We start from the raw sequence: 10,502 nt of genomic DNA on the forward strand, positions 1-10,502 counted from the left end.
ATCCCGGCTCACCAATGGACGGACCCGAAAAGGAGTGTGACCTCGGACTCGATCATTGGGCCCGTCTTCGCTGAATGCTGTTCGGCAGTCGTAGATAATTCCTGCCCTGCGGAGCCGTCATCGGCACAGCCGGTGCGTGGTCACTCGGTCGCTCCACGCGCGGCAGCTCCTCCACCCGGCTCGAGGCACAGTGCGACGATGCCCGTGGTGGCCAGTTGGTCGTCCGTCGATGTCGTTCCCTGGACTGGCAGCAGGACATGACAGCAGGTTGAGGAGTCGCTGCGTGCCCGCCATTCACCTGAGGGGGCCGGACTTGCCGGGATATGCTCGCACCAGTCTTGGTCAGCGGACTTTTCTGTCCGGGTAGCTCAGCGAGCGCGCGGCAGAAGGTTCAATCGATCGGTTGTACCGACGAGCCGCCGATCGTCCAGAATGTCGAACTGGAGGAGATGTGGCAACGCGCACGGCTGCATCAGTGTTTGGGAACGCGGTGTCGCGCGTCTTCCATCCCGGCGTCAGCGTGTTGGCCGGCCTGTTCTGCGTGGGCTGGGTGACAGGTGGTTGGTACTGGTCCATTGTCAGCGTGTTGGCAGGTGTTGTACCGCCCGGCATGCTCGCCTTCATCCTGAAGGCCTGCGGTGTCATTGAGAACATCGATGTTCCCAGCCGGGGTCAGCGAGTAGCCCTGCTCAGCGTCCTCATCGCTATGGAGATCGGGGCTGCGCTGTTCTATCTGTTGATGCAGGCGCCGCGGAACCTGATCGTGGCCCAGCTCGCCATGACCGCAGGTCTCGCGGCTCTGGCGGTGGGCACGATGTGGACAAAGGTCTCCGCCCATGCAGGCCTGCTGGCCATCATGGTGGCTGCACTCGTCGTCGTAGGGGGCTGGTCCTTCGCGCCGCTGTTCATACTTGTCCCAGTCATCGCGGTGGGGCGAGTGACCATCGATGCCCACACCTGGGTGCAGGTGATGTATGCATCCATCGTGCCGCCATTGGCAACTCTGCTGGTGGGATGGGGATTGCTGGCCATCGGCTAGGGATCCCCTTGGTGCACGGCGCCCCTGCTCGCCCTGACAAGTCCCTCTGCACGACTCGCGCTCACGTCGCACTCCCGGGGACCACGGCCAGAGCCTCGATCTCCACGAGTACACCGGGCCGTGCGAAGGAGGGCACCTGGAGCACAGTGATCGCCGTCGGGTTGGCGCCCCACACCTCGAAAGCCGAGGCGTATCCGCTGTCGGCATCTGCCCCGGCCGCCAGGTAGATGCCCAGCCTCGCGACGTTGCGGGCATCGGCGTGAACTTCGGCGAGCACAGTCAGCACATTGCGCAGAGCCTGTTTGGTCTGCCCACCGAGATCGTCGGAGACCAGTTCTCCCTGGCTGTCGGTTCCCTGTTGGCCTCCGATGACGAGTAGCTGACCGCCCGTGATGAGCACGCCCTGGGAGAATGCCGGGTTCGAGTGGAGGCCGGCGGGATTGAGATGCATGAGGCTCATGGTGTTCTCCTGCGTGAGGGTCGATGGCACACCTGGGTGTTGAACAAGTCATTGCAACTGGACCAGTCGATCGACCGCGGCCGACCGTCCTCGTGACGAGCAGCTGACCGACGGGCTGGTTCCCTCGAGACAATCCAGCGTACACAGCGTGATGGTCGTGCCGGCCTGTGTGATCGTCCCCAGCCAGTCAGCTGAGGGCAAGGTTTTCTCATCCCAGGATGTCGGCCTCGTCCCCATGGGATGTCTTCGTCAAGTCTCGGACCATGGGGGGGAGGAGCCCGGGGGCCTCGAAGACCTCTCCGGCAACGAGTGCCTTGGGAAATCCGCTCGTGGCTTCAGATCGGATCGGTTGGCTTCTGAAGGCAGACGACTTGAGGTCTTCGTCATTGACGTCTTCAGGGGCATGAGCGTTTGCCTCTGAGCTCACCCGAGCAACGATGGAACAAGTCAGCGAAGGGGGAATGACATGCCCACAGACCCTGGGAGCCGGCAGGACGCGCAGTCCTCCTCACAGTCGACCAGGCCAGGTCTGCACGGCATCGATCACATCGGGCTCACCGTTCCCGACATCGAGCAGGCCACCGCATTCCTCGTCGATGCCCTGGATGCCGAGGTGCTCTACGACACGCTGAAGAAATCTGACCCGCCGCGACAGGGCCCAGAGACCGCGCAACGGCTCGGCATTCCGGTCGCGATGACCCAACGAGCCATCCGTATGATCCGCCTTCCTAATGGCCCAGGCATCGAGCTGTTCGAGTATGAGGGGCCCGATCAGCGGGGTCCGGTTGTCCCCTCCGACATCGGCTGGCAGCACATCGCGTTCTATGTCGACGACGTCGACGCGGCTCTCACCAAGGTTGAGGCAGCAGGTGGTTCCCGCACCGCCGATCCACGGGATCTCGCCGGGGTCGAGTCGGGTGAGGGCAACCGTTTCGTCTACGTGAAGACGCCGTGGGGATCCACGATCGAATTGATCAGCTATCCGGATCCGCAGCCCTGTCTGGATCTGCGCCCCGACCCGACGTGATGGCGCTCACACCAGATAGAGCCTTCACCAGGATGGCCAGCAGCGACTCATCCACAGGGGAATCCAGGTCATCCGAGGACAGCCCCGGAGTTCTAATGAGAATAATTTTCAATAGAATGGTCGATGAGGAATCTCGCAGCGTGACAGGGGAGTGCTCGTGCCGAGCCAGCAGGACATTGAGAAGCGATCACACCGCATGACGCCAGCCAACCGTGTGCCGGTGATCGCGCTCACGGGCTACCTCGGTGCTGGCAAGACCAGCCTCTTGAATCATCTGCTCCTGGCACCCGGCGCCCGGCTCGGTGTCGTGGTGAACGACTTCGGTGTGCTCAACGTGGACGCGGCCCTTGTCACTGGCCAGATCGACAAGCCGGTGTCGATCTCCGGCGGGTGCCTGTGCTGCATGCCGAGCGGCGGCGGGCTCGACGAGGCGCTGGAGAAACTCTCTCAGCCCACACTGCGGCTTGATGCCATTCTCGTGGAGGCCAGTGGTGTTGCGAATCCACCCGTGCTGGCAAAGCTGATCCGGTCCAGCGCCGTCGAGCGCATCCGGCCCGGCGGTGTCATCGAGGTGATCGACGCGGTGGAGCACTTCCGCACCGTTGACGCCTGGCCCGAACCTCCCTTGCGCTATGCCGCGGCGACCCTTGTGGTGATCGGCAAAACCGACCTGTTGCCGTCCGATGAGCGCGAGGCCATGGTCGAGCGCATCCACCGGCGCGTACGGGAGCGCAATCCCTGTGCGCCGATCGTCGTGGCGCGGGATGGGCAGATTGATCCTGCGTTGGTGTTCGACACGGCATCGAAAGATGAGCCCCAGGATGAACTTCCGATAGGACTGCCGCTGCGCGAGGAGGCGCACGACCATGTGGGGCATGAGCATGCTCGATCCGCCTCGGTGCAACTGGGCGAGCCCGTCGCTCCAGGAGCGCTGATGGATCTGCTCGAGGAACCCCCGGAGGGCGCCTACCGGATGAAGGGCCGTGTCAGGGTGCGCGGGCCGAGGGGGGAGCGCGGTTACCTGGTGAACGTGGTGGGGCCGATGATCCACATCATGGCGCTCGCCGAGCCGCCCGAGGTGGGTGAGCTGGTCGCCATCGGATTGCACCTTGACGCCGTTTCCGCCGAACGAGCCCTCCAAGCCGTGGCAGATGCGCATGTCGACCATGTGGATGCACATGGTTGGGGCCGCCTGCAGCGACATCGTCGGCTCAGTGAGTGATCGTCCGTCAGGTCCTACCCCCGAGTCATTCACCGTCGAGGGGTTTTCTGGCACGAGACCCCGGGTGTTGCGGCCGTGGACGCCACGATTCGTGTGATGTGGGTTGTGGCCACATCCTCTGGGAGCGGGATATTCCATGATGATCGCGTACCTGCTGCGCGGTCATTGCTCCCCGGACTGGGATGAACCTGCTCAGCCCTGCTCTACGGTCCGTTTCCAGGAGCGCCATCGCGACCTGACCGGTTGGCCACCAAGGCTTGGCAAGGGCACATGGACAGGAGCCTCAGTCCGTTTGCCCCTCCCTGGAGGGCTGGCGGCGCGCTCAACTTATATGCTCCTTGAGAGCGATTCTCGGAGAGGACCAGATAAGTGGACACCAGCGGACAGCAGCGCGTACCGATCCAACCCCAGCGAGTTGATGCGCCGCTCACCAGGTCATCCATCTTCCTGGTTCTGTCGATGGTTGACACCGATGAGGCCACCCAGGCAGTCAAGGATGCCCTCGGTTCTGTCGCCGATCTGACGAAGAACGTCGCCATCCGCGACCTGCACGCAACACTCGCGGTGGCCGTTGGTGTCGGCAGCCGAGTGTGGGACAGGATCATGTCGGTTCCGGCTCCTGCAGAGTTGCACCCGTTTCGTGAATTCCACGGCGAGAAGCACACCGCAATTGCCACCCCGGGCGATCTGCTGTTTCACATCCGTGCCGAGCGTTACGATCTGTGCTTCGAATTCGAGCGCCAACTGCTCGATGTTCTCGGTGACGCGGTGAAGGTTTCCGATGAAACAGTCGGGTTCCGCTATTTCGATGCCCGTGATCTGCTCGGTTTCGTCGATGGCACCGCAAATCCGGTTGGACCCGATGTCGATGCATCCACTGTTGTCGGAGACGAGGACCAGCAGCATGCCGGGGGCAGCTATGTGGTGGTCCAGAAGTATCTGCACGATGTGAAGGCATGGAATTCACTGCCAACCGAGGCGCAGGAGGCGATCATCGGGCGTCGGAAGATCGACAACTTCGAACTCGATGACGCTGTCGAGGGGCAGAAAGCGCACAAGACCCTCACCACCATCGAGGACGACGAGGGCGAGCACGACATCCTGCGCGACAACATGCCGTTCGGGACGCCAGGAACCGACAATTTTGGCACCTATTTCATCGGGTACTCGCGGCACCTGTGGGTGACCGAACGCATGCTGGAGCGCATGTTCATCGGCGATCCCGTCGGCAAGCACGACCGAATTCTCGACTTCTCGACACCCACCCTGGGGTGCACATTCTTCGTGCCGTGCGCGGAGGCGCTCGAGGCGCTGGGCGACTGACTGTCGCCCGCTGGTTCAGTCGCTGCGGAATTCGTTGAACGGACGGACCTCGACGGCTGAGCGGCAGGCCTTCGACGCTTCCGCCGCGAGTTTCAGTGCCGCATCCGAAGTGGGCGCAGAGATGACCCAGAAACCCGAGAGGTGAATGTCGCCACCAATGACCGGTCCGTCGCTGATCTCGGCTTCGGTGCCCTGGCCATCGACAGTCTTGGCGGCTTCTGGTGGTTCCAGCCCGCCCGCGAAGATGAGATAATCATCGGCTTCGAGGCTCTTGTTGAAGGCCTGGGTGTCGGCCATGGCCTGCCTCATCTCCTCCTCGGAACCGTAAGAGCCGTATTTGGACGAGCTGTTGTACTCCTTTGCGGTCGCATGGACCGAGAACAGGTATTGGGGCATGAGATCCTCCGTCGTTGGGCGATCCTCTGAAGGCGTTCTTTCAAGCCTACGTGCGGCGTGGCGATGGACGGAGACGTGAAGACTACCGCCAGGAGCCCGCACGGGTTTGCGGGGGGAGGCCCGTGGGCCTCTCCGGCGTGGAAGCGTGTACAGGTGCTGCCTTTCTTCAAGACCATGCCACTGCCGGGTAGATGAGCTGGGCGCCGCTCCGCGCTTCCCGGGCCGAGGTCAACTTTCCGGATCGTAGTGAAAGGCCCGCAGCTCCTGTGCGCATCGGCAGGCGGCGGCGAGTTTGGCGGCCCACGCGACGGCCTCGTCATAGGACGGCAGCTCGAGGATGCAGTAGCCGCCATCCAGGTGGCGGGTTTCGGGATATGTGCCCTTGGTGGTGACGCCTTTCGCGTCAACCATGGCTGGCACGACGGTCTCGTCGAGAGCACCGCCGAACACCCAGATGCCGGCTTCCTTGGCTTCGCGCACGATGGCGCGGGTGGCGTCAGACGCTTCCTGCAGGTCCTGTGGCGATTGCAGCATCGCACTGCTGGGGAATGAGATCAGATACTTGGTCATCGCAGGCGCTCCTTGCGTGCGGGCGGCCAGGACGGACACAGCGACATTGCCGTGACCACCTGTCCGTGGGGTAGGTCCATGGAATCACGGGGCTCCAAGTGAGGCTCAGTGGTGCGAAGTCGAGACCGGGGATACTGCTGGCACCGAGAGGTTTCCTGCCACGGCCCACCCGGGGCGGAAATCGCCCCAAGACCTCGCTGGGCAACCCCCAATTCTCCGTGGTGGAAAGCCACGTAACCGTCCTCCTATTGAGCTTTCCGCTTTTGAAGTCTTCCGAGACGGATTGCATCCACAACTGTGTTCCCCCTTCTGGTTTCTACGGGTTTCCGCGGGTAGCAAGCAAAGATGGCCCACATCGCAAGGAGGCGACATGGACGTCGAAGAAGTGGAGGGTGCGCGCGGATTCCGCAGCACCGGAGACGCATATGACCTGTTCATGGGCAGATATTCGCGAGCCCTCGCGCCCGTGTTCGCCGATACCGTTGGCCTTCACCCGGGCGCAACGGTCATCGAGGTCAGATGCGGGCCGGATTCCTCACCGGTATTGGCCCCGCAGGCACCTATTGCCTTCGCCTCGACGACGACTCGCGCACTGTGCTGCGCGATGCCTTCGAACGCAAGGTGGGGTCTCCGAGCGGCGCATTCACCCTCGACGCGGTGGCGCGGTCGACGACAGGTCGCCGCCCCGAATGACTGTTCCTCGAGGGGCAGCCACCTGGGGCGCGAGCTGCCGCACGCTCCCGTGGCGCCGTGGCGGTTGGCATCGGTGCAATCCGGAAGTTCGGATCAGCACCATGAATGCAGCAGTTGAGCAGGGATGCGACTCCTCCGAGCGGCAATCGGTCAGCCGATGGCAACCGGCTGAGTGATGTCGTCCTGGGGGAGTTCGTCGACGACCGCGGTGACGGTCTGTTCGGTGACAGTCGCCAAGCCCTGATGGATGGAGAGGAAGGCGATGTCGGCGGCATCGTCGCCGGTGGCCATTCTCACGAAGGACTGCCTCGGGCCGAGCGTGGTGGCATCCACCACATACCAGCCGCCGTTGATGTAGGCCTCTGCCACGGCGTGGAAGTCCATCGGGCTGATTCCCGGTGCATAGACCCCGACCACCCGCGCGGGGATGTCGAGCCCCCGAAGCAGCGCCACCACGAGATGGGCGTAGTCACGGCAGACGCCCTGCCTGGAGAGCATGGTGGCAATCGCGCCATCTGTGGGCTGCGACGAGCCGGGTACATATGACAACCGGGTGCCGACCCACGAACTGACGGCAGCCAGCAGCTTCTCGTGCGGCACCTCCCCGAACTCGGCGGCTGCAGTGGGCGCGAGTACATCCGATTCGCAGTACCGCGAGGGACGCAGGTATCGCAGAACATCCCACTCGGTGATGGGTGCGGGATCGATACGGCCCTTGATGGTGGCGAAGTAGTCAATCGTGAGTGAACCGGCGGGAGCCTTGACCACGTGCACTCTGGTGCCGTGCTGGGTGAGGAGTTCGGTGGCCTCGACGAGGCCAGTTTCACCTGCGACCGACAGATTCTCGGTGGCTGCGCCAGCATCGAGATAGTCCTGGGCGACAGCGATCTCAAGAACAAGGGTTGCGGGCTTGGTGACATCGATGGCGAGATGGGTGGATACAGAACGTTCCATGGTTCGAAGTCTTACAGCTTCTGAGGGTTTTCCAAGTCTCGACGCGGAACATCCGTCGGCTGGGCACAGGGTCTTGGCGGATATCTCACCCCGCACATTCTCAAGCCACAACTGAGCGGAGAGAAGAGAAGCGTGATCTTCGACGAGGAATAGGGGCCCGTATCCCGCGTCAGCTGGCACTGGCGGATTACGAGTGAAAAACGAGACCATTGAGACCATTGACGGTGTGGCTGCCCTGGTGATCGAGCGATATCACCGTTTCGGTGGGCATCGTGTGCGCCAGGAGGATTTCAGTCAGGCTCTCGGCGCCAGCGGCAGTGAGAAACACAAGGGTTCGGTGGAAATGGTGGGTCTGAGTCGAGCTGCCCGGACGCTCGCTGGGTCTCCTCCGAGGGCTGAATTGCTGCGTTTTGCTCTTCGTGGGGTCGTGCCACAGTCGGCCGAAACGACCGGCTGTGACGAGCCGGCATCCAGCACCAGGCAGTCGTCATATTGATTGAATATGCAAATATGTTTATATAGATCTCATGACGACAACTGTCCTGCACAATGCGCGCCTGATTGACGGCAACGGCGGCGCACCCATCCCCGACGCGACAGTCGTGATTGAGGATGACAAGATTTCCTACGCCGGGTCCTCCGCGGGCGCGCCGGCCACCAAAGACGCCACCTCGATCGATCTTGAGGGCAACTCAATCTGCCCCGGTTTCTTCGATGTCCATGTGCACCTCTATCTGCCGGGCACCAAGGGCTCCCCGCTGATGACCGCGGTGCTCCCGGAGTCATTCCGCTACTTCCAGCTCATCGAACGCCTCAAGGTGACTCTTGAGGCAGGCGTCACCACCGTGCGTGACCTGATGGGTGTGGATGTCGGTGTCCGCGAGGCGATTGCGGCAGGGCTCATCGAAGGCCCCCGCCTTCTCGTGGCAGAGAAGATGCTCAGCCAGTCCGGTGGTCACGCCGATTTCCACATTGTCGCCGGAGTCGACGGCACCAGGCTGGTCGGGGGCGTGCTGGTCGACACGGTCGACGAAGCTCGTGTCGAAGCTCGCAAACTGTGCCGCACCGGCGTCGACGTCATCAAGATCGCGTCCAGTGGCGGCGTGACCTCGCCCAATGATCAGCCCGAATACCTCGGTGTCCGTGAGGAACTCGTCGAGGCGATCGTGGAGGAGGGTCAGCACTACGGTGGGCGTCCAGTGGCTGCGCACGCCATCGGCCTGCCCGGAATCGAGGCGGCAGTCAACGGCGGCGCCCGTAGCATCGAGCACGGCTACGCGCTGACCGATGAGCTTCGCAAGAAGATGGTCGAGAACGGCCAGTTCCTGGTTCCCACCCTGTTGGAGACCCTCAAGCCCGACACCGCGACCCCGCAGGCCAGGGCCAAGAGCGAGAAGTGGCACAAGATCGCGCAGGAGTCGATACGGGCATCCGTTGCGGCCGGCGTCAAGATCGCCACCGGTACCGATGCGGGCCTGGTGCCCGACCATGGCACGAACCTCGGCGAGGTCGGCCTGCTCGTCAGGTTCGGCGGCATGACCCCGCTGCAGGCCATCACCGCTGGCACCAAGACATCGGCCGAGCTCTGCGAGCTGGACGATGTACTCGGCACCCTGGAGACCGGCAAGCTCGCTGACGTGGTCGTCGTCAAGGGAGACCCCAGCCAGGACGCCGATCTCGTCGGTGACAACGACAACATCCTGCTGGTCATCAAGGAAGGCAAGATCAAGATCGATCGCGGCGGCTTCACCGACTGATCAAGTGGCCTGATCAATTGGCCAATGACGAGAGTCGGGTGCGTGCGCCGATCTGGATGCAGGCGTCAGACTTCGCTGTGCAGGTGAGAATCTTGCGGGGCAGGCGAGAAGGGGCGAGGGCCACCTTCGTTGCTGAGTTATTGCTCTGGTGACGGTGAGCTTCGCCCCTTCTTGCTGCCCGCATGGCGTTCCAACTTTTCCTGAGCTTGCTGAGGAGTGGCGGTCTGAAGTCTTAGAATGTACCGGAGACGATAGTGTGTAACGCACGGTATAGTGTGTGACATGAGCGACAAGGATGCCGTGGAGACACATCTTCAGGAACTACGGCGTGGCACGGTCGTCCTGGCCTGTCTGTGGTTGCTGGGGCACCCTGGGTATGGATACGGCCTGCTCGAGCAGTTGCAGGACCGCGGGTTCGACACTGATGCGAACACGTTGTATCCGTTGCTGCGGCGGCTGGAGAAGCAAGGCTATCTGACCAGTGAATGGAACACCGACGAGGCGAGACCGCGGAAGTTCTATCGCACCTCGGCTGCCGGCCATCGGCTCGCGCAGACACTCACCGACGAGTTCGACGCCATCGCGGCGGCAATCGCCGCACTTCCTGAGGAGGACTGAGATGAACGCCACCCTGACGAACCGATACATCGCCGCGGTCATCCGTACGATTCCCCAACGCCAGCGCAACGACGTCGCACGCGAGCTGGGCGCCTCGATCGCCGACCAGGTGGACGCCCGCGTGGCCGCGGGAGAGGAGACCGCCACGGCTGAGCGTGAGGTGCTCACAGATCTCGGCGATCCGGATGCGCTCGCCGCGGGTTACACCGATCGGCCGCTGCAGCTGATCGGGCCCCACTACTACCTCGCGTGGTGGCGGCTCCTGAAGGTGCTGTGGGCGATCGTCCCGGTATGCGCGGCGTTCGGCGTGGCGCTCGGCATGACTCTGGCCGGCGAGCCAACCGGTCACATCATCGGATCTGTCGCGGGACTCGTGATCAGCGTGATCGGGCTCTTCGCGATCCGGGGTGTAGCGGGGGGTTGAGTCTGGCTGGCGTGTCGGG

Annotated in this window: 12 protein-coding genes; 8 read left to right on the plus strand and 4 right to left on the minus strand. The window is 63.1% G+C overall.

Annotated elements, in window-relative coordinates:
• Window positions 1–451: 451 nt before the first annotated feature.
• Complete coding sequence (locus ABF648_RS07855; protein ID WP_415631739.1) at window positions 452–1,039, plus strand: hypothetical protein; 588 nt, start codon at window positions 452–454, stop codon at window positions 1,037–1,039.
• 61 nt (window positions 1,040–1,100) lie between these two features.
• Here ABF648_RS07855 and ABF648_RS07860 read toward each other — a convergent pair whose 3' ends face one another.
• A complete protein-coding gene (locus ABF648_RS07860) occupies window positions 1,101–1,499 on the minus strand; it encodes a RidA family protein (protein WP_415631740.1) in 399 nt (132 codons plus the stop codon).
• A 466-nt stretch (window positions 1,500–1,965) separates the two neighbouring features.
• Here ABF648_RS07860 and ABF648_RS07865 point away from each other — a divergent pair, with 466 nt between their 5' ends.
• The 3 genes from ABF648_RS07865 to ABF648_RS07875 all read left to right on the plus strand — a co-directional run bounded on the left by ABF648_RS07865 (window position 1,966) and on the right by ABF648_RS07875 (window position 5,071).
• On the plus strand, window positions 1,966–2,526 hold the full coding sequence (locus ABF648_RS07865) for a VOC family protein (protein WP_415631741.1): 561 nt from the start codon (window positions 1,966–1,968) through the stop codon (window positions 2,524–2,526).
• A gap of 196 nt (window positions 2,527–2,722) precedes the next feature.
• Window positions 2,723–3,748 (plus strand): CobW family GTP-binding protein, encoded by a 1,026-nt coding sequence (locus tag ABF648_RS07870; RefSeq protein ID WP_415631742.1) that lies wholly within the window; start codon window positions 2,723–2,725, stop codon window positions 3,746–3,748.
• Window positions 3,749–4,117: 369 nt separating this feature from the next.
• A complete protein-coding gene (locus tag ABF648_RS07875; protein ID WP_415631743.1) occupies window positions 4,118–5,071 on the plus strand; it encodes a Dyp-type peroxidase in 954 nt (317 codons plus the stop codon).
• 15 nt (window positions 5,072–5,086) lie between these two features.
• Here ABF648_RS07875 and ABF648_RS07880 read toward each other — a convergent pair whose 3' ends face one another.
• Entirely contained in the window at window positions 5,087–5,467 is a 381-nt protein-coding gene (locus ABF648_RS07880) for a YciI family protein (RefSeq protein ID WP_415631744.1), read from the minus strand.
• A 228-nt stretch (window positions 5,468–5,695) separates the two neighbouring features.
• Complete coding sequence (locus tag ABF648_RS07885) at window positions 5,696–6,037, minus strand: YciI family protein (protein WP_415631745.1); 342 nt, start codon at window positions 6,035–6,037, stop codon at window positions 5,696–5,698.
• Window positions 6,038–6,556: 519 nt separating this feature from the next.
• Here ABF648_RS07885 and ABF648_RS07890 point away from each other — a divergent pair.
• The gene (locus tag ABF648_RS07890) at window positions 6,557–6,730 is read left to right on the plus strand and encodes a hypothetical protein (protein ID WP_415631746.1); all 174 of its coding nucleotides are present in this window, start codon (window positions 6,557–6,559) and stop codon (window positions 6,728–6,730) included.
• 150 nt (window positions 6,731–6,880) lie between these two features.
• Here the strand turns inward: ABF648_RS07890 and ABF648_RS07895 are convergent, their stop codons facing one another.
• Window positions 6,881–7,684 (minus strand): transglutaminase-like domain-containing protein, encoded by an 804-nt coding sequence (locus ABF648_RS07895; RefSeq protein ID WP_415631747.1) that lies wholly within the window; start codon window positions 7,682–7,684, stop codon window positions 6,881–6,883.
• 527 nt (window positions 7,685–8,211) lie between these two features.
• On the opposite strand from ABF648_RS07895, the gene ABF648_RS07900 reads away from it, so the two are divergent.
• The 3 genes from ABF648_RS07900 (at window position 8,212) to ABF648_RS07910 (ending at window position 10,483) form a co-directional block, all read left to right on the plus strand.
• Complete coding sequence (locus tag ABF648_RS07900) at window positions 8,212–9,441, plus strand: amidohydrolase family protein (protein ID WP_415631748.1); 1,230 nt, start codon at window positions 8,212–8,214, stop codon at window positions 9,439–9,441.
• Between the two features lie 282 nt (window positions 9,442–9,723).
• Window positions 9,724–10,059 carry a PadR family transcriptional regulator gene (locus tag ABF648_RS07905; RefSeq protein ID WP_415631749.1) on the plus strand — a complete coding sequence of 112 codons (336 nt, stop codon included), beginning with the start codon at window positions 9,724–9,726 and terminating at the stop codon, window positions 10,057–10,059.
• Between the two features lies 1 nt (window position 10,060).
• Window positions 10,061–10,483, plus strand: a complete 423-nt coding sequence (locus tag ABF648_RS07910) for a permease prefix domain 1-containing protein (RefSeq protein ID WP_415631750.1) — start codon at window positions 10,061–10,063, stop codon at window positions 10,481–10,483.
• Window positions 10,484–10,502: the final 19 nt, after the last annotated feature.

This window comes from Propionibacterium sp. (assembly GCF_047719395.1).
GTDB lineage: Bacteria > Actinomycetota > Actinomycetes > Propionibacteriales > Propionibacteriaceae > Propionibacterium.

Excerpts from the sequence above, each read along its gene's own strand:
- ABF648_RS07860 (WP_415631740.1), bottom strand. The coding sequence starts at position 1,499 with ATGAGCCTCATGCATCTCAATCCCGCCGGCCTCCACTCGAACCCGGCA.
- ABF648_RS07865 (WP_415631741.1), top strand. The coding sequence starts at position 1,966 with ATGCCCACAGACCCTGGGAGCCGGCAGGACGCGCAGTCCTCCTCACAG.
- ABF648_RS07870 (WP_415631742.1), top strand. The coding sequence starts at position 2,723 with ATGACGCCAGCCAACCGTGTGCCGGTGATCGCGCTCACGGGCTACCTC.
- ABF648_RS07880 (WP_415631744.1), bottom strand. The coding sequence starts at position 5,467 with ATGCCCCAATACCTGTTCTCGGTCCATGCGACCGCAAAGGAGTACAAC.
- ABF648_RS07885 (WP_415631745.1), bottom strand. The coding sequence starts at position 6,037 with ATGACCAAGTATCTGATCTCATTCCCCAGCAGTGCGATGCTGCAATCG.
- ABF648_RS07890 (WP_415631746.1), top strand. The coding sequence starts at position 6,557 with ATGCGGGCCGGATTCCTCACCGGTATTGGCCCCGCAGGCACCTATTGC.
- ABF648_RS07895 (WP_415631747.1), bottom strand. The coding sequence starts at position 7,684 with ATGGAACGTTCTGTATCCACCCATCTCGCCATCGATGTCACCAAGCCC.
- ABF648_RS07900 (WP_415631748.1), top strand. The coding sequence starts at position 8,212 with ATGACGACAACTGTCCTGCACAATGCGCGCCTGATTGACGGCAACGGC.
- ABF648_RS07905 (WP_415631749.1), top strand. The coding sequence starts at position 9,724 with ATGAGCGACAAGGATGCCGTGGAGACACATCTTCAGGAACTACGGCGT.
- ABF648_RS07910 (WP_415631750.1), top strand. The coding sequence starts at position 10,061 with ATGAACGCCACCCTGACGAACCGATACATCGCCGCGGTCATCCGTACG.